Below are 18,453 nucleotides of genomic sequence, written 5' to 3' on the forward strand. Positions count from 1 at the left end.
TTTTGCTTGTGATTGTCCTAATTATAAATAGCCCGACAAATTCCTGAAATAATCTGAGGTAATTTGCTGCTTGGCTTGTTCCAACCCAAATTTGAACTTCTGTAATTTCTCTCTACTCCTCTCTAAATTAAGTTGAAATAACTCATCTTCTTCTTGTAATTGGTTTTTTACCCATCCATGTAGCTTCAAAATGTCTTGCAATTCTAAGTTTAATTGCTTAATAGTACTCACCTGTAACTTCCTCCTATGATCTCCAGGTTTCACCTGCCTTTTATGAGAATAAATATCCTCTTTTACTTCAAATTTAGCCTCATCTATTAACTCTTTTCTTAGCTGTTCACTAGGCTTAATTTCGAGATGTCTGAACATTTCACTCAGCCAGACGGCGAAATCTGTAACCATATCTTCATATTTCAGAAGTAATACATTTTTTTTCTCCAAAAGATATGTCTCATACTGATTGTACTTTGTCCTCAACCAAGGACAGTGTTCGATCACCAAATTATCTATATTTTTATTTATTGCGTCTTCTCTTGCCGACTCTATCTTTGTCTTTTGGCTTTCTGGTATCCCATGACTATAGGCGAGAGAAAAATAAAGTGACGTGAGGACATCTCTTGGATCTCTCCACATCAGAATTACCTTGTATTTCTCCATTTCAGGTATGGGGTAATATTGCCTGAATGGCCCATAAATATGACCAGTTGTTTTAAACATATTATTAATTTTTTCAGGGTCATTGCCGGAAAATATTTTTTCTAAAGATTGACCAGCTTCCCACAAATCTCCTTCATAGTTTAGATAAGTCATACCTAAATCATGTGCCATATCATGCAAAATTTCAGTAGCATACACGGAAGCGCATTTGTGAGTCGTGAACCAAATAATACTTGGATTTGTCGTCATTTAGGTTAATCTGGTCAAATTATAATGGGTGAGAGAGGGCTTTAGTTTTACGAATTGGCTTAACAGCAGATGTCCACCGCATCAATTGCTTCCACTCTTCTGAGTTGGTGAGTGCGTAGGTATCGAGTTGATGATCTTTCTCTGAGGATAATTTGGCAAAACTCTCTAGCCAGTTCATGAGTGTTTCTGTTTTGGAGAAAGGAGTACACTTCAAGGACTCCTGCAAGCGCTTTTGCATCTTGGTTACATCGCCTTTTTGGTAAGCATACCACGCATCCCTTACTAGAAGGCTATATGGTATCTGGCTGGGTTGGACACCAGTATCGCTAACGGCATATTGCTGGAAATGGACTCGATCCAACTCTTCCTGAACTTGAACAAGTTGAGACTGATAATGCTGAGATTCTTCCTGAACTTGGGCAAGTTGAGACTGATAATGCTGGGATTCTTCCTGAACTTGGGCAAGTTGAGACTGATAATGCTGGGATTCTTCCTGAACTTGGGCAAGTTGAGACTGATAATGCTGGGATTCTTCCTGAACTTGGGCAAGTTGAGACTGATAATGATGGGATTCTTCCTGAACTTGGGCAAGTTGAGAGCAGAACCGCTTCAATTCATTTTGAAATTGATGCTCTTGAGACTGTGACTGCTGCAATATTGCTTTTATGTGACGCTGCTGAGCTTGGGACTGTTCCAATTCTTTTAGAACTTGGACAAGTTGAGAGTGCGCTCGCTTCAATTCCATGCTTCTGCTGCGAAGTTTAGACTGCGAGTGTTCTAATTCTCCCTGAACTTGTCCAATTTGAACTCTCAATCGCTCCGCTTCCAACTGAATATGCTCTATTTGGGAGTTGCATTGTGCTAGTTCGGCCTGAGACCGTGCTAATTCTGCCTGCGTGGAATGCAGTTGAAAACGAGTTCTCTTTAATTCCCACTCACTCTGATGCAGTTGTGACTGCGATTGCTCCAATACTTCCTCAGTCGATTTCAATTGTGACTGCGATTGCTCCAATACTTCCTCAGTCGATTTCAATTGTGACTGCGATTGCTCTAACTCTGTCTGAGCTTGATGCAGTTGTAACTGCGATTGCTCCAATACTTCCTCAGTCGATTTCAATTGTGACTGCGATTGCTCTAATACTTCCTCAGTCGATTTCAGTTGTGACTGCGATTGCTCTAACTCGGTCTGAGTTTGATGCAATTGTGACTGCGATTGCTCTAACTCGGTCTGAGTTTGATGCAGTTGTGACTGGGAATGTTCCAATACTTCTTCGGTCGATTGTAATTGTGACTGGGACTGTTCTAATACTTCCTCTGTTGATTGCAATTGTGACTGAGATTGTTCTAATTCTACCTGAGTGGCGTGCAGTTGACTTTGATACTCTTGCAACAGTGTCTCAGCTTGTTGCATTTGATCTTGGAATTGTTCCAAGACTTCCTGAGTTTGATGCAGTTGACTTTGGGACTGCTGCCATTCACCCTGAGTTGCGTGCAGTTGACTTTGGGACTGCTGCAATTCACCCTGAGTTGCGTGCAGTTGCGCCATATAGTATTGCCATTCCCCCTGATTATGTTTGGGAAGTCCATAAGGCATAGTCGAAAATTTATTTTCTGAATCACTCATTATTATCTCCTTTCTAATCTATGAATTGATTAATTGATGAAATTAGTTTAGTAAAATACTGTTGCTCTTTCCAGTCTTTAGTGTTTTGCGGGTTTTCTAGGAGTACCTCTAGGGGAAGTGTGCGCCATAGATCGAACCATTGAGGACGTTTTGAGTCGAGGAGATTTCGCATCTCTTCATAAGAATAACCCAATTGAATAAATTTTTCCACTCCTAAAAATTCTAAATAATCATTTACTAATCTCCAGACTTGAGGATTGTCTAGAGTGCTAATCCATTTGTCTAAATTCTGGGAATCTGGTTTTGTGTCGTGGTACACCTTATTCTGATCTCCGTATCTCCAAACAGGGTAATCTTTTGATTTTCCATAATTTATCATTTCTGCTGAAAATTCAATTCCTAACCAGCTACAAATTTTATTTATTTCCACTTCTGGATTCAACAACAACCATTCATAATGTAATGGCATACAGTTATTATTTAATAATTTTATAGACTCGGTTAGTTTAGCGGGAGCTTCTAATAAATCTTGTTTATACAAATGGAGTTTAAAGTAATCGTCTACCGTCCAAGTATTTATCATAGAACATAAAACAGACAAAGGATTTCTCAATAAAATAATAAAATGAGCCTCTGGGAAAATCTTGTAAAGTTCGGATATTATCAAATAGTAGCGCGGTGTTTTATCCAAAAAATAAGTTTTGCCTGAACTGGTAGTTGCACAGTTGTATAAGTAAGAATACATTCGGCGCAAACCATTGAAATAAGCTTCTTTCCCCTCTGGCAATTCATTAACAAAACCTTCAACAGCATTCCTGGCCCATTCAGCATTATATTCTACTTCATATCCCTCTGACTGCATAGCATATAAAGGATGAAGCATTAACCAAGGTTCAGAAACTGTATGGATTTCACTGTGGTTTCCCAATATCCGCTGTGTTAATGTTGAGCCAGCACGAGGTTGAGAAATTAAAAATATTAGATTTTTGCCTTGTAAGATACTCTCGTCTGAAAATCCAGGTGTCATATTTTTTATTTTTACTGATTAATACATTCATCTCAGTAGAACAACCTAAGCTGTTCGACATTCAGATTGCATTATTTGTGGCTCAGACCCGATGCTATAACGGGTTCAAGCATAAATTTAAATTACTAACAGCTTACTCCTAAAAGTGATTTTTCAGAAGAATACCACAATCTTGAGTAATTTTTGCCCGATCGCCCCGATCAATCTCAAACCACCCCCTTTCCAAGCATACCAGACTTCCGACCTCCGATAATGTTCCCGCACGAATGAGGTATTATAGACTGCCGATCGCCCCCAACCCCTAAGCCATCGATCGCACAATAAATATTTCCCCGTGTGCTATTGACTCAAAACCCAACTTGTGAATTAAAGTCAAGCACTAGGCTCGGAACACAAAAAACCAACTTAAACTCGATCGCCACACTTCACTCCGATCGCCAGTTGTATCCCGTTCTACTACATACGGTGATTTTTGTTCGATCGCCTGCAATGAACTCAAACCGTCGTCTGCCGAAGGATATCAAAATTCAAGTATTTGAGGATCTTCCCACACGTACCAAGTATTATGGATGAGCGATCGCCCTCAAGCGATCGACTTTCCCCGCGCGATCAGGTAAGCTGGAAAGGTCGATCGGGCTTTGCCGATACGCCATTGACTCAAAGCTGGATATGTGTATCCGAGTATAGAACCATACTTGTCCGATCGCAAAAATTAACTTAAACTCGATATCGAACCAGCTAATTATTAATAGTAGAGGTTAACTGTGGATTTTCAGCAAGTACGAAGAGACATTGCTTTTCAATATCTCAAAGGCGAGGGCATAGAAGTAGGAGCCCTTCATGCTCCTTTGCAAGTTCCAGACAGCGTGAAGGTTCATTACGTCGATCGAATGTCTGTAAGCGATTTGAGGAAGCAATACCCAGAGTTGGGGGCGGTTGGTTTAGTAGAGGCGGACATTGTAGATAATGGCGAAACTCTCTCATCCATAGCTGATAACTCTTGGGACTTTGTCATTGCCAATCATATGATAGAACACTGTCAAAATCCGATCGGGGCGCTAGAAAACTTCTTGAGAGTTGTCAAACCCGGAGGGCTTGTATATATGGGCGTGCCGGACAAACGCTATACATTTGATATAGATCGCCCCCTGACTACCCTCGACCACCTAATTCAGGACTCCAAAGAAGGGCCCGAATGGTCTAAGCTAGGTCATTACGAGGAATATGTCAGGCTAGTTGACAAATTTCCTGAAGAACAAGTACCCGAGCGAATGAAGTATTTGCTGGATATAGATTACAGCATTCATTTTCACGTTTGGACATCAGAGACTTTTCCAGAATTGCTCGCATACTGTCAAAAAAACTTATCTTCTAGTTTTGAAATAGAACTTTTCCAAAAAAACTCTCTCGAAATGATTATGATTCTTAGGAAAACAGCAACTGTATAGCCAGCTTAATATTTGATTAATGCTCAGTCCAGCTTGGGGGAATATCCAGGTTTAGCTAAATCTGATGCTGGTGTTGATGAAATAGCAAATTTACGGTAAACGCCAGCGAAATTCGGTTGAATCGCGATCACCTTTTGATAAGATGCGTGCGATGATCGCCCCGGGCTACTTTTGCTGCTGTGTATCAATAGTCCCCAAGTCTGCTAAAGCTTGAGCAAAATCAGGTTTAACTTCTAGAGCGCGACTGTAGCAATTCTTTGCCTCATCCAGTTTACCTTGAGTTTGGAACACATTCCCCAAAGTCTTGTAAGCCTGAGCAAATGTGGGTTCAATATCCAGAGCTTGCTTGCAGGCACTAATGGCATCATCGAGTCTACCTTCAGCCAAATAAGATTCGGCCAATTGGTAGAGGTGTATCGCAGAATTTTGATTGGGAAGTGGCTCAGACTCCTGTGATTTGACTTCCCTTCTCAACTCCTTTACTACTTTATTCACTTCGCCGTCAAGGATTTTCCAATCAAAATCATAGTCACAGTGAGCCCAGTGCGAAGCATCCAAATCCACAATGCAGTCAACGGGTATAAAGCTCGGCGGTACAGCATTTTCTCGGACATTTGCCCACCACTCCGAACTTTCAGAATGTACACTATTCCCGTGGGCCACCCCAGGCTTATTAGCAAGCCACGTTACTAAAGTAAGTCCAGAACCGATTACCACTATGTAAACATCTATAGCATGAGCCCAGACAATTGTTTCATGAATAGCACAGTCCAGGGCATTATAATGCTTCACCGTAGGCGGCACCCGAGATAAAATTTGCTCCACTGTATTTTTTTCAGTGGAAAAACCATCAAACACAAGCGCCAGATTTGGATATTTTTTGGACAGGTTATTGATTATATTTGCATATCCTTCTACCTGAGACCTCCATACTTTATTGTGACTGCGAATATTAATCCACAGCAGGGGAAAATGTGTCTTCGCTTTTTCCACTTCTTGTAAAAAACTTTGAGAACACTTCTTGAGCGAAGCTTCGTATAGGCGGTTGGCCAGTTTTTCTTTGACAACCATCTCAGTTAATCTGACTGCCATGTACTGATTGTCCAAAATGGTTTTGAATAGACTCCACCTATCCGCAATCCGCACAATATCATTTGCTGGAATTTCTGGAAAAATATCGCCTACTTCTAAAAAATTACAATTTCTAATTAAGTATTTATCTACTTTAGGCAACGTTCCATTTTCAGATAAATGTTGAATCCCACTAAGGTCGTTCCAAAAATAGTGTCCTAAGTTGTCTAGCCAACCAACAACAGCAGCTACCTCTTTTTTGCTTTCATTTGATGAGATATAAGATTTGAATTCTCGCCAAAAACTAACGGCACCGCTCTTCAACTCATTAACAACCTCCGGGTAATCCGTCGAAAGAGGATCGTTATAGAACCTGACAATTAGTTCCAATTTTGGGAAATATACGCCAAGTCTGACCGCGTGATGACAGCCAAACATCAAATAAAATGTTTCATCACCTGCGAAACGATAAACACCTGTTGGCAGAAAATTGAATAGCTGAACGTAGAATGATTGATTTGACCTTAGTATCTTGCCAGTTACCGGACAAATTGAATAGATATAACCTGTATCTACTATACGTTGCTGGTAATCGACTCCTAAAAAAGTCTTTGTGACTTTTGGCGATAAGTCCGTTGTTGTAGCCTCGCCAAAACAGTTGATGTAGATTGATTGCAGTGCTGCACTGTCTTGTTTCATTAATTCCAGATAGGTTAAAGACAATCCAGCATTTTCAAGGTATATTCTATCATCATCAGTTAAAGATTCCAATATGATAATTTTGTATGGGCAAGTCTTGCTAAAATATTGATAAGCCGTTTCTGGTTCGATCGGTGTTTGGTAATAAGGGTTGGTTTCGTCCAGCGGACTTAGTTGATTTAATCCCTTCCATATCTGCTCGTAGATTTCCCCGGCACTCGGTTGTTTCTGCGGTGCTTTCTGAAAACAAGCTACAGCTTCATCGAGCCGACCTTGTTCTGCATGGCGGATAGCTAAGTTGTGATAAGCTCTAGCCAGGAGTACCTGCAATTCTGAATAAGCTTGTGTCTGATCGGGCTGGATTTCTAAAGCTTTTTGATAGCAAGAAAGTGCCGAATCTAGTTGATTTTCGTCCAGTGCGAGCAGCATCCCTAAATTGAAGTAGTCTGTTCCTTGCGATCGCTTGGATACAGCGTGTTGGTAAGCAGCGATCGCACCCTCTTTATAATCATCGTTAAACTCAGCAGCACGACTGCAAGCTGCCAGAGCTTTATCTAGTTTGTCTGCTTCTTGCAAGAGAGTATTGCCTAAATTAAAGTAGTAAGAAGCTGCGGACTTTTCCCTAGGCTGGTATACTAAACGCAGTTCTATAAAATTCAAGGAAAAAGTTACCCCAGTTGCCAAAAACCTAAATTCTGTCTGCTTGGCATCTATTAACTCTACAAAAAAATCAAGTTGCTTCTCGCTGGTACAAACATCAGTTTTATACCAAACACAATTTCCTGCTTCTGTCACTACGTCAAATTTGAATCCGACCGTTTCTGAATTTTGTATTCCTTGTCTATCACTTAACTCAGGAAACTCAAAGCCAACAGAAACTCGGTACAACCCGTCAGGAAAGCTGATGTAAGGCCCGTAAAATACAAAACCTTCATTCCCTGCCATACTCGTAATCTGAGGCAGACATTCTTTCGTAATTCTTTGCCCATAAATGATATTTAACTGCTCTGGTTCTATTCGGAAAGATGTTATTGTTGCTAAGCTATCTAAAAAACACTTTTGAGAAAAGTCGGGTTTAAGTTTAAGAATATGGCGCCAAGCTGTGATCGCGCCTTCCAAATCACCCTGTTTTCCCAAACTTTCACCTAATTTGCAGTAAAACTCCCAATCGGGATAAAGTTCAATTGCACGGCGGTAGGCAACACTTGCTTCCTCCCACTTTTCCTCAGAATAGTGGACTTCTGCCAGTTGCCAATGACCCATAGCCTCGTCACGGTTCCTTGCTATAATCCTTTGATGTTGAGCCAGCAGTTGCTCTTCTTTACCACTATGAATATTAAACCAAATTTCTTCACTGCTTTTTAGATTGTCAATTAAAAAACTTTTTTCTATTTGGTAATTTTTTCTGGGAGGTTCAACGACTAATACCTCCATTTCTTGAGCTGTCTGGAAATCTTTAAAATACGAAGTGACTAGCTCATTATCTTGAAAAATATTTTTTTTCAGCCAATTTTCTTTTTGTATAAGATCGCTAGCACAACCTTTCGGATAAGGGCGGTGTTTTACTTGTGTTACTTTTACAGGGTTGAACTGCCAAACTTTTTCGTGATAACAAACACCAGCCATATGTATTAAAATTAGCTGCGACAAAACCCATGATTCCTCATCAAATTTTTCCAGATAAGGCAACAAAACGTTGTCAGCCACTACATCGCGATGAAAAGCATTGAATACCGCATCAAAGGCATACACTATTTGTACTTCCACAGAATCGTCAGATTTTGTAGGATAAAATGTTACTTTGGGCGTTGCTATCCCAGGCTGATATTCGAGCAATAATGATTCAAAAATTCTCCAATCACCCGCAATAAATTCAATATCATCATCTAGAAAAATGTAATATAAATAATCCCCCTCTAATTGTTTCGCTGCTTCTAGCAGTTTATTTCTGCCTTGCGTCCAGGTGCTATTAGGAAAATAAATATCTCCCGGTCTCGGATGTTTCCAAGACAAATACAATACATCTGCATTTTGATGATTAATGTTACTGTAATGAGATGGTAATTCTCCATCAGTTTGAACTAAATACAAAAACTTCTTACTCATTTTTTTCGATGGTTGATTTATTTAATAATATTTGAGATTAAAGGTTGAGCCACTGTGCAGTCAATCACTGCATTGAGTAGATTTTTTACAGCTAAGGACTACCAATATTTTTTGATTTCCTTAATCCACAATTCACACAGACGAACCTCTATCTCGCTTAGGAAATTATTTTGATTTAGATAGGCATACATCTCTATCATTAATTGACAAGCATCGCTACTATCACTTGTAAAATTCTCAAGTAAGTCAATTAAAGTGTGAACCTGAGTATACAAAGGAATTTCATCACTAAAATCTTTCATCAGGTTGTGTTCATTTCTCAACTGGTATACAGAAGGTGAGAGAAATAGAACACTGGAGTCTATGCACCATAAAAGTCTCTGAGCAATGTAGCTTTTCCAAATATCGGTAACACGACTGCTCACACCAATAGGCAGTAACAAGAGAGGAAAAGCTTGCTTGTAAAACAAAGTGTTCTGCGTATTGAAAGGACTGTAACATCCGGGCGACAGTGACAACTTCTTCTCCGGTTGAAACTTAATATTTTCATCACCAACAGTCAAACGATAGATAGCATCCACATCCGGATCTAAGTCTGCCAGCCCTTGCTGGATGTAGCAAGTAACCTCTTTCTCTGTTGTCAAATTTTCATCGACAAAACTATTCACTTTGTCAAGGGGCAAGCCTCTCGGCCATATTTTTTCATTAGTAAAGTAAGAATAGACATTAACTGCACCTTTAACGTCTAACGCTGGAGTCTTCACCAGTGAAGGAAGGAAATTGGGGTACTTATCGTCATAGGGAATATTGTCGTCGTCTGTTTCCGCGATCGCTTCTGCACCCAAACGCATAGCATATAAGTATCCTAAATTCTTGCGGGAGTAATGATTCATAGGAATCAAAGACGCTAGCTCCCCAAAATCTTCGCATTGCTGCTCTACATTAAAGTAGTCAGCTCCCGGCAACTCAAAATCTCTAGGAGTTTTTTTATCTCCAACTACAATAATTTTCCACCCTAAATCTACCAAAATATCTCTATATTTGAACAAAGCCGCAGTTGGTTTATTGATTGTTGTTATAATTAATGATTTCACGGATCAAACCTCAAATTTTTATAGAAGTGAAACAATACCGAGCTGAACGCAGAGGATTCTCTACCCTATGTTCTGTGTATTAATACTCTGGTGTCAACCGGGATATTATCACATAATACCAGCACACGCAAACAAATTGTAATTTTATTGTCCAGCAACTTTTCAATCCGATGGTTGCGGTGTACGCCACTTAAAAACAATAATCTCCTCAGCCTGTTTAAATTCTATATCAAACAAATCAAAAACTACCTCCCTCCCTAAAAGAATCTCGTCACAAAAATCAGTTTGCGCCCAAGCTACAGGCGCAGTAAAAGTATGACCATCCAGCTCTATTTCAATATCTCGCAACAGATATTCAATACTACCGCCAACTCCCTCTGCTTTACTGATACTCTCCCCAGCAGTTCTACTACAACCCAAATCTTCACCAAGCTGCTTAGTGATTAAACTCAATTCGGCTCCAGAATCCACCAGCATTTCGACTCTTTCGGAATTCTGAACTTTTAGATGCAATTCATATCTGGGCTGCCAATCGTGAGATTTTAATGACCTCATCCTGACAGGATAGAACTTAACTGGTTCAACAAACTCGCTTTCATATATGCGACCTATGACATAACCCAATTTAGGTGTATCAGCCGGAATCCCGTCCTTCATCTTGCGATAATCCCGATCGCAACTAATCACACCTTCGTTAGTATAAGCGATCCACTGACCCCGATATTTTTTCAATTCACGGCGATTAGCCTTATACCACTCCTTAGCCGTTGCATATTCTGCCGCCATATTTTCACCCCATAATTTTCCCTCAAACCATCCTCGCCTCCACCATCATCCGCACGACATCGGGCATTTTATACTTCGCCTCCCAGCCCAACTTTTCCTTTGCCTTAGCCGGATTACCCATTCCAAGTGCAATCTCCGTCGGTCTGTAGAGACTCGCATCAGTTACCAAATGTTCCCGCCAATCCAAACCAGCAGAAACAAAAGCTGTCTGCACAAACTCTTCCAAAGGATAACTTGCACCAGTAGCAATTACATAATCATCCGGTTCAGACTGCTGCAACATCAAATACATCGCCTCCACATATTCCGGCGCCCAACCCCAATCTCGCTGCACCGAAATGTTGCCTAAGTGGAGTTTTTCGGAACTACCCGCAGCAATTCGGCACACCACAGATACAATCTTTTGGGTGACGAACCTCTCCGGGCGCAGCGGTGACTCGTGATTGAACAAAATACCAGAACACGCAAACAAATTGTACGCTTCCCGATAATTTGCTACTTCCCAAAATGCTGTAGCCTTCGCCACTGCGTAAGGACTTCTGGGGCGAAAGGGCGTATTTTCATCGGCTGCACTACCTCCGGTATCCCCAAAACACTCGCTAGAACTGGCGTTGTAAAGTTTAATTTTACCCCCTGCAAACCGAATTGCTTCTAACAGATTTAATGTACCTGTGGCAATACTTTCGAGGGTTTCTACGGGTTGTTCAAAAGACAGAGCGACGGAACTTTGACCCGCTAGATTGTACACTTCGTCGGGTGCAATTTTTGCCAATACTTGCAAGACGCTGCGAAAATCGTTGAGAGACATGGATTCTAGTTTTACTCTGTCCCGGATTCCCAAACGGGCAAGGTTTCCGAAACTAGACATTTGGGCGTCCCTAGAGGTGCCACAAACTTCATAACCTCGATCGAGCAACAGTTTAGCTAAATAAGCTCCATCTTGACCTGATATACCACAAATTAGCGCTTTTTTCATATAAATTTTTACAATCAAACTCTAGCTTAACGGTTGCTATTTTTCCCGTTATTTAACTTTTACCGTCAGAATTTTTATTGTTTTTAGTATTTGGGATTTTTGCAGGACTTACCAGGGCGAGTTTAAGCGCTTACAGCAAACAAATTTTAGGACTTACGCCGGGGACTAAAGAAACCGGGTTTTTTACCTATATTAAGGGTTTGAACCAAATATTTTGGTAAAAAAACCCGGTTTCTGCCCACCCGTGCGATATCGCGAAATCTGGCTTATAGCCTAGGCCAGATCCCCCTAAATCCCCCTTAAGAAGGGGGACTTTGAGAAGAGTCCAGTTCTCCCCTTGGGAAGGGGGCTTAGGGGGGATCTGGGCCTAAGCATCAGACAGTAGACCGATATTACTGTACTGGTTATTTTTACCAGAAAGAATTGGTTGAAAGCCGGAACCCGGAGCGGGAGAAATTAAAATCAGACTATTCATTACTCCAATCCTCTTCCTTCTAGGTAGAGGTCGCTGTCAAACTGTCAACTGTCAACTGTCAACTGTCAACTGTCAACTGTTGAACTTCTGCCTTCAGATACTAGGCTTCCCACCGTTGGGCGACCAATTCAGCCAAGTCAACTACGCGCTGGCTGTAGCCCCATTCATTGTCGTACCAAGCCAAAACCTTTACCATATCGCCGTCCATCACCAGCGTCAAGCTGGAATCCAGGATCGAAGAGGCATCATTTCCTCGATAGTCGCAAGAAACTAAAGGCAAATCGTTATACTCCAAAATCCCTTTCATGGAACCAGCAGCAGCTTCCTTAAACACTTGATTTACTTGCTCGGTAAAAGTCTTTTTCTCTACCTGAGCCACAAAATCAACTACCGACACATTGGGAGTCGGCACGCGCATGGCAATACCATTTAACTTACCCTTTAATTCTGGAATCACCAAAGCCACAGCTTGAGCAGCACCAGTAGAAGTAGGCACAATATTCATTGCAGCCGCCCGCGCCCGCCGCAAGTCGCGGTGGCTGGCATCCAGCAAGCGTTGGTCGCCAGTATAGCTGTGAGTAGTGGTCATCATGCCTTTGATGATGCCAAAATTTTCGTGCAGCACCTTGAGTACAGGAGCCAGACAGTTAGTCGTACAGCTAGCATTGCTGATGACAGTGTAGTCACTGTGCTTGTAGTTGTGGTGGTTGACTCCCATTACATAGGTGCCAACTTCTGGGCCTTTGCCGGGAGCGGTAATTAGCACTTTTTTTGCACCGGCAGTGATATGCTTCGATGCACCAGCCTGGTCAATAAAGACGCCAGTTGATTCAATAATTAGATCTACACCCCAATCCTTCCAAGGCAAGTTTAGGGGATTGCGATCGCTCACGCATTTAACTGTCTTGCCGTTGAGAGTGATGGAATTTTCATCGGCGCTGATGTCCACGCCTTTTAATGTTCCCATCATGGAATCGTATCTCAGCAAGTGAGCATTACTTCTGGGATCGGAAGTGTCATTAATAGCTACCAACTCTAGCTGGCTGTTTTCACGGCCCAGCCAGCAGCGCGCAAAACTGCGCCCAATACGCCCAAAACCATTGATCGCGACTCGAATCACCTTAGTACCTCCTAACGATGGCAGCCCTTAGCTCAGGCTGAATTTTTGACAAAATTTAAGAATTGACTTATGAGACAAGATCATATCGCAAAGGCTGATCCTTTCTAACTTTTCGTCTGTATTGAAAAAATCTGAAATTTTTGAGAAGGCAGAAATCGCAAGCCATAAGGCCTCCGGCTTTCAGTCCCTGGTTGCTGGTAAATTCGATCGCCCTTTACTGGTAAAGCTGATGGGCCGCAATATAACTCCCGACAACTTCCGGTACTAAGTCGCTCAGATCCCGATGTTCGGCCCAGCAGCGGCGGATGTGGCTCGACGAAATCTCGATCGCGCGCATCGACAGCACCTCCCAACAAATTTCCACATCTAGCAGAGCCATCTGTTCGGCAACTTTACAGCAAACAGCATTTGTCTCAACCTGCATCCTGTCGCCGGCATCAATGGACACATCCCTCAAACTATCGCCCCACTCAGATGCTGCCCCTATGTCCCCGCTTTCTGCTGTCTGTGCACCTCCCTGACTCGGACGCGGGCCCACCAACCAGTGGCACAACCGCCCGATTTCCGCCGAGCGGTGCCATTTGGGAAGAGTTCTGAAAGCATCGCTGCCAATAATCCAGTACCACCGATCGCCTGGATACATTTTTTGCAAATACAGCAAAGTGTCGATCGCAAAAGAACTGCCCGAAGGATTTACCTCCAACGGCGCTAGTAGGAAGTCTGGGCGATCGCCCAGCGCCAGAGCGAGCATGGAGCGCCGCCGCTCAAAACTTGCCAAATCCGATCGCCACTTGTGAGGAGGAGCGCGATCGGGTACCCAAATCACTCGATCGAGATTAAACTGACTCGCAGCCACCTGGGCTACCAACAAGTGACCCCAGTGCACCGGGTCAAAAGTACCCCCAAAAATCGCTATTTTCCCCATATTTCCCAAAAATTAGGATTAATTAGGATTAATACAGACAGACATCGCCCAAATTTCATGTTTGTGCGCTTTTACCACTAAGTTCAGTCACTGTTTGACGGTTGCGATCGAATGTATAATTTATATATATATCTTTCTCACAAAGATTCGCGGACGTTGTTGGGCTTGGGCCCTCTTGGTTTAAGGGGTTATATAAGCTGTCAGTCATACCTCATCTTTTTGAGAAAGGCTATAACTCATTCTCAGATAGGTGAGGTATGACTGTGATTGAAATTATTTGCCTGTATCTTAATGTAATTTATATAAGACTGTAAGAGGGCTGAAGCCCAACAACGTACCTTTATTAAGTGAGAAAGATGTATACAGATATGTGAGAAAATACTGTGGTGGCGATCGAGTCAATCTCTGACTTTCAGGAAAAAATGACCGTACCAGCAGATAAATGAGTAAAAAATGAGCGAACTTTTGTCATACGTGGTAGTGTTTGTAAATCCTGATGGGTTTTACCCTCAATCTTCGTACAAAGGTTGTGGGGCTTTTGCTGCCGTATCCCAGCACAGCAGGCGGGTAGAAATAGAAAGAATGCAGGAGATATGCAACCGCCCAAAATTAGTCAGTTAGCCCCGACCCCAGACCCCATTCTCTCTGACCTGCAATTTTCGAGTTGTGACTGTTCCGGAAAACTACTCGGTACTAAGTCATATAGGATACAAGACAAACATCTCTACAAGTCCCACAAATCTAGGGACGCGCAGAGAATTTTGTACAAAATCTCTAGCGAACTGTATCCTGAAAAAACAATTCTTGATATGATATCGCGTGTTATTGGCGTGGTGTGGTGTGTGAGGAGCGAAAATGCCGAGTTCTGTTGATTTCAGCGGGAGACCATTTCATTTCATCGGCATTGGTGGAATTGGGATGTCAGCCCTTGCCTACATTCTAGCGAAACGCAAGTTGCCTGTGTACGGCTCCGATATTAAATCGAGTCACATAACCGAGCGCTTGCAAGAAATGGGAGCTCATATTTTTTGGCGTCAAGACGCCAGCAATTTTGAAATATTTCAAACGGCCCTCAACGGTAGCAGTCCCGATCGCGGGGCAGCCGAAAAGGCCGTATCCTCGGCAGTCGCTGGCACGGTAGGGACTTCCGTGGCGACAGCCGAATCTCTCAAATTGAACGGCAAGGGTTCTGGCCCCCAAGCAATTGTGGGATTGCCTCAAGTAGTATGTTCGACGGCAATTCACCCGGCAAATGCCGAATATCGAGCTGCCCTAGATTTGGAATGTCCGATTTTTCATCGATCGGATGTGTTGGCAGCGTTAATTCAAGATTACCAAAGCATAGCCGTAGCAGGGACTCACGGCAAAACTACCACTAGCAGCTTAATCGGCTTCATGCTGATGGCTGCGGGTCTGGATCCGACGATCGTGGTAGGAGGCGAGGTAAATGCTTGGGAAGGCAATGCCCGTTTAGGGGAAGGCCCCTACTTAGTCGCCGAGGCTGATGAATCCGACGGTTCCCTCGTCAAGCTTGCAGCCAAAATTGGCATAGTGACGAATGTGGAACTGGATCATCCAGACCATTACGATACCCTCGAACAGGTAATAGACACATTTAAAGTGTTTGCCCAAAACTGTCAAACGTTGGTGGGCTGCATAGACGACCAAATCGTCAAAGACTCCCTTGCACCGAATGTCAGCTACAGCTTGAATCCGGACAGCGGTGCTGACTACACGGTTTCGGACGTGGAATACGGCGCCGCCAGCACCAAGGCTGGCATTTGGGAGCGAGGAGCTTTCCTGGGGGAAATGGAGTTGAAGTTGCTCGGCACACACAATCTTAGCAATGCACTAGCTGCGGTAGCAGTGGGTCGATTGTTGGGGTTGGAGTTTTCGGCGATCGCCAAAGCGATTGCTGGCTTTGAAGGCGCTCGCCGCCGTTTTGAAGTGCGGGGTTTTCACAATGACATCCTGTTTGTGGACGACTACGCCCACCACCCCAGCGAAATTCGGGTTACCTTGGCCGCTGCTCGCTTACGCATCGAAGGTAACGAAAAGAATTCCAAATCCCGAAGAGTAGTTGCTATTTTTCAACCGCACCGTTACAGCCGAACTCTGACATTTTTGCCAGAATTTGCTCAATCTTTTGGGGATGCAGATTTGGTTGTCGCTTGCGATATTTATAGTGCTGGGGAACCGAATTTAGGAGAGATTAGCGGGCAGCAGGTTGCTGATTTGATTGCTAAAGAAGGCCGAGAGGTTGAGTTTCAATCTTCCCTGGAGTCGGTAAGTAAGTTTTTAACCGAAAATCTGCAACCGGGGGATTTGGCTCTGTTTTTGGGTGCTGGCAATCTGAATCAGATTATTCCAGAGGTGATGGCTTTTTATCAACAAGCCGATCGCCCGGATTAGCTCTCGCCCGCCCCAAGTCGATCGACATGATGGCGGTGCAGGTTGTACCGACACTGCTGTCTGGCGACTCTCTCAAAACAGTCGCATAAGTTACGCAAACAGAATTTGCTACCACCTCTTCAAGCGAATGTATTTTTAAGGATTTTCAAGATGGTGACTATATCGAATGACTCCTGTGTGAAGGAAAATCGGCGAGTGTATTCTCCTATTTCTTTGCGGGGAACTGACTGTAAAATTAATTCTCAAGTTTCTTTGGCTGGCCTGACTTCTTTCCGAGTCGGCGGCCCGGCTGAGTGGTACGTCGCTCCCCGCAGTCTGGAGGCTTTGCAAGCGAGTTTTACCTGGGCGCACGATGAAGGGATACCGGTGACTCTCCTAGGCGCGGGTTCTAATTTGTTGGTGAGCGATCGGGGTTTGTCCGGTTTGGTCGTCGCCACTCGCTACCTGAAACAGGTAAACTTTAATGCAGAAACAGGTCAAGTTACAGCCGGGGCGGGGGAGTCAATCCCCCGCCTCGCTTGGTTGGCGGCTAAGCGGGGCTGGAAAGGCCTCGAATGGGCAGTTGGCATACCGGGCACTGTGGGAGGGGCTGTGGTGATGAATGCAGGCGCTCACAGGGGCTGTGCTGCTGATATTCTAGTCAACGCTCGCCTGCTATCTCCTAATGGTAAGGTGGAAATTCTCACACCAGAAGGTTTAGGCTATCGTTACCGGACTTCAGTGTTGCAAGGGGGCGATCGACTGGTAACAGAAGCGACTTTCCAGTTGCAGCCGGGATTCGATCGATCGCAAGTCATGGCAGAAACCAATAACAATTTCAGCCAGCGGCGGACAAGTCAACCCTACCACCTGCCTAGCTGCGGCTCAGTTTTCCGCAACCCCAGCCCCAAGGCAGCAGGCTGGTTAATCGAACAAGCGGGACTGAAGGGATATCAGATCGGCGGCGCACAAGTAGCTCAGCGTCATGCTAATTTTATTCTTAACTGCGGGTCAGCAACGGCTAACGATATTTTTCAAGTGATCCGCCACGTTCAACAGCAAGTCGAGCAGCGGTGGTCGCTGTTGTTGGAGCCAGAAGTTAGAATACTGGGAGAGTTTCCCTCCTAAGGCATCATTAGAAGTAACGCGGAAACGGCACACTGCCACCCCACACACCATCACAAACGACTTATGACAAAATCAGGACAAGGATTTGGCTTCGGCTTGGGCAAAATGAAAGAACTGACTGAAGCTTTCAAAAAAGCTCAGCAGGTTCAAGAAGGAGCTAAAAAGCTCCAAGAAGAGTTGGATGTAATGGAAATTGAGGGAACTGCCGGCGGCGGCTTGGTTAAGGTTTTTCTCAGCGGCAACCAAGAACCCCGCCGCGTCGAAATCTCACCGGATGCCCTCGGTGAAGGTGCTGATGTGGTTTCTGAACTCGTCACGGTGGCGATGCAGGATGCCTACACTAAGTCTACGGCAACGATGCGGGAGAAAATGGAAGAACTGACCGGCGGACTTAATCTCCCCGGTTTCTAAGCGCTCAGTCAGCAGTCAGCAGTCATCAGCCATCAGTTGACTGTTGACTTTTGACTGATTAAACTTTCTGGAAAACCCCTATAGTAAGGTGCGTCGCCCTACGATCGTTCATGGAACTTGCAGGTTGTCGAAGGCGACGTACCGTTCGTGTTAAACTGAACAAATCTTCATTTGTTCACTCTTGACACTTAATAAAGGTGTTACCTTTAAAGGTGCAACGGCTGCACTCGCTATCCCTTCTACTGTATAGGCATTAGGGAATACTT

14 protein-coding genes are annotated in these 18,453 nt (G+C 43.6%); 4 read left to right on the plus strand and 10 right to left on the minus strand.

The window, feature by feature from the left end; genetic code table 11:
• Nucleotides 1-21: 21 nt before the first annotated feature.
• From QZW82_RS24490 to QZW82_RS24500, 3 genes are read right to left on the minus strand one after another with little or no spacing between them, the layout of a single operon-like run.
• The gene (locus QZW82_RS24490) at nucleotides 22-906 is read right to left on the minus strand and encodes a sulfotransferase domain-containing protein (protein WP_293154196.1); all 885 of its coding nucleotides are present in this window, start codon (nucleotides 904-906) and stop codon (nucleotides 22-24) included.
• Between the two features lie 19 nt (nucleotides 907-925).
• The gene (locus QZW82_RS24495; protein WP_293154199.1) at nucleotides 926-2,530 is read right to left on the minus strand and encodes a hypothetical protein; all 1,605 of its coding nucleotides are present in this window, start codon (nucleotides 2,528-2,530) and stop codon (nucleotides 926-928) included.
• Between the two features lie 13 nt (nucleotides 2,531-2,543).
• Nucleotides 2,544-3,557, minus strand: a complete 1,014-nt coding sequence (locus QZW82_RS24500; RefSeq protein WP_293154202.1) for a sulfotransferase — start codon at nucleotides 3,555-3,557, stop codon at nucleotides 2,544-2,546.
• Between the two features lie 764 nt (nucleotides 3,558-4,321).
• Between QZW82_RS24500 and QZW82_RS24505 the strand changes: the two genes are divergently transcribed.
• Nucleotides 4,322-5,005, plus strand: a complete 684-nt coding sequence (locus QZW82_RS24505; protein WP_293154204.1) for a methyltransferase domain-containing protein — start codon at nucleotides 4,322-4,324, stop codon at nucleotides 5,003-5,005.
• Nucleotides 5,006-5,170: 165 nt separating this feature from the next.
• On the opposite strand, the gene QZW82_RS24510 is transcribed toward QZW82_RS24505, so the two are convergent.
• The 6 genes from QZW82_RS24510 to nadD all read right to left on the minus strand — a co-directional run bounded on the left by QZW82_RS24510 (nucleotide 5,171) and on the right by nadD (nucleotide 14,257).
• Complete coding sequence (locus QZW82_RS24510; RefSeq protein ID WP_293154206.1) at nucleotides 5,171-8,881, minus strand: tetratricopeptide repeat protein; 3,711 nt, start codon at nucleotides 8,879-8,881, stop codon at nucleotides 5,171-5,173.
• A 98-nt stretch (nucleotides 8,882-8,979) separates the two neighbouring features.
• Nucleotides 8,980-9,975, minus strand: a complete 996-nt coding sequence (locus QZW82_RS24515; protein ID WP_293154209.1) for an STELLO glycosyltransferase family protein — start codon at nucleotides 9,973-9,975, stop codon at nucleotides 8,980-8,982.
• Between the two features lie 162 nt (nucleotides 9,976-10,137).
• Nucleotides 10,138-10,761, minus strand: coding sequence for an aspartyl protease family protein (locus QZW82_RS24520; RefSeq protein WP_293154212.1), 624 nt, complete (start codon nucleotides 10,759-10,761; stop codon nucleotides 10,138-10,140).
• A gap of 22 nt (nucleotides 10,762-10,783) precedes the next feature.
• A complete protein-coding gene (locus QZW82_RS24525) occupies nucleotides 10,784-11,737 on the minus strand; it encodes a GDP-mannose 4,6-dehydratase (RefSeq protein WP_293154215.1) in 954 nt (317 codons plus the stop codon).
• 575 nt (nucleotides 11,738-12,312) lie between these two features.
• The gene (locus QZW82_RS24530; protein ID WP_293154218.1) at nucleotides 12,313-13,332 is read right to left on the minus strand and encodes a type I glyceraldehyde-3-phosphate dehydrogenase; all 1,020 of its coding nucleotides are present in this window, start codon (nucleotides 13,330-13,332) and stop codon (nucleotides 12,313-12,315) included.
• 214 nt (nucleotides 13,333-13,546) lie between these two features.
• A complete protein-coding gene (nadD, locus tag QZW82_RS24535) occupies nucleotides 13,547-14,257 on the minus strand; it encodes a nicotinate (nicotinamide) nucleotide adenylyltransferase (RefSeq protein WP_293154220.1) in 711 nt (236 codons plus the stop codon).
• Nucleotides 14,258-15,112: 855 nt separating this feature from the next.
• Here nadD and murC point away from each other — a divergent pair.
• Complete coding sequence (gene murC, locus QZW82_RS24540) at nucleotides 15,113-16,669, plus strand: UDP-N-acetylmuramate--L-alanine ligase (protein WP_293154222.1); 1,557 nt, start codon at nucleotides 15,113-15,115, stop codon at nucleotides 16,667-16,669.
• On the opposite strand, the gene QZW82_RS24545 is transcribed toward murC, so the two are convergent.
• Nucleotides 16,620-16,784, minus strand: coding sequence for a hypothetical protein (locus tag QZW82_RS24545; RefSeq protein ID WP_293154224.1), 165 nt, complete (start codon nucleotides 16,782-16,784; stop codon nucleotides 16,620-16,622). The two genes, murC and QZW82_RS24545, sit on opposite strands and share 50 nt — an antisense overlap.
• Before the next feature lie 35 nt (nucleotides 16,785-16,819).
• Here QZW82_RS24545 and murB point away from each other — a divergent pair, with 35 nt between their 5' ends.
• Together murB and QZW82_RS24555 are read left to right on the plus strand one after the other, a co-directional pair.
• Nucleotides 16,820-17,776 (plus strand): UDP-N-acetylmuramate dehydrogenase, encoded by a 957-nt coding sequence (gene murB / locus QZW82_RS24550; RefSeq protein ID WP_293154226.1) that lies wholly within the window; start codon nucleotides 16,820-16,822, stop codon nucleotides 17,774-17,776.
• Nucleotides 17,777-17,839: 63 nt separating this feature from the next.
• On the plus strand, nucleotides 17,840-18,187 hold the full coding sequence (locus tag QZW82_RS24555) for a YbaB/EbfC family nucleoid-associated protein (RefSeq protein WP_194063602.1): 348 nt from the start codon (nucleotides 17,840-17,842) through the stop codon (nucleotides 18,185-18,187).
• The last annotated feature ends 266 nt before the right edge of the window (nucleotides 18,188-18,453 follow it).

The sequence above is a fragment of the Microcoleus sp. bin48.metabat.b7b8b9.023 genome, assembly GCF_013299185.1.
Classification (GTDB): Bacteria; Cyanobacteriota; Cyanobacteriia; order Cyanobacteriales; family Microcoleaceae; genus Microcoleus.

Coding starts and splice junctions, on each gene's coding strand:
- QZW82_RS24555 (WP_194063602.1), top strand. CDS start 17,840: ATGACAAAATCAGGACAAGGATTTGGCTTCGGCTTGGGCAAAATGAAA.
- QZW82_RS24495 (WP_293154199.1), bottom strand. CDS start 2,530: ATGAGTGATTCAGAAAATAAATTTTCGACTATGCCTTATGGACTTCCC.
- QZW82_RS24525 (WP_293154215.1), bottom strand. CDS start 11,737: ATGAAAAAAGCGCTAATTTGTGGTATATCAGGTCAAGATGGAGCTTAT.
- QZW82_RS24490 (WP_293154196.1), bottom strand. CDS start 906: ATGACGACAAATCCAAGTATTATTTGGTTCACGACTCACAAATGCGCT.
- QZW82_RS24500 (WP_293154202.1), bottom strand. CDS start 3,557: ATGACACCTGGATTTTCAGACGAGAGTATCTTACAAGGCAAAAATCTA.
- QZW82_RS24510 (WP_293154206.1), bottom strand. CDS start 8,881: ATGAGTAAGAAGTTTTTGTATTTAGTTCAAACTGATGGAGAATTACCA.
- nadD (WP_293154220.1), bottom strand. CDS start 14,257: ATGGGGAAAATAGCGATTTTTGGGGGTACTTTTGACCCGGTGCACTGG.
- murC (WP_293154222.1), top strand. CDS start 15,113: ATGCCGAGTTCTGTTGATTTCAGCGGGAGACCATTTCATTTCATCGGC.
- murB (WP_293154226.1), top strand. CDS start 16,820: ATGGTGACTATATCGAATGACTCCTGTGTGAAGGAAAATCGGCGAGTG.
- QZW82_RS24520 (WP_293154212.1), bottom strand. CDS start 10,761: ATGGCGGCAGAATATGCAACGGCTAAGGAGTGGTATAAGGCTAATCGC.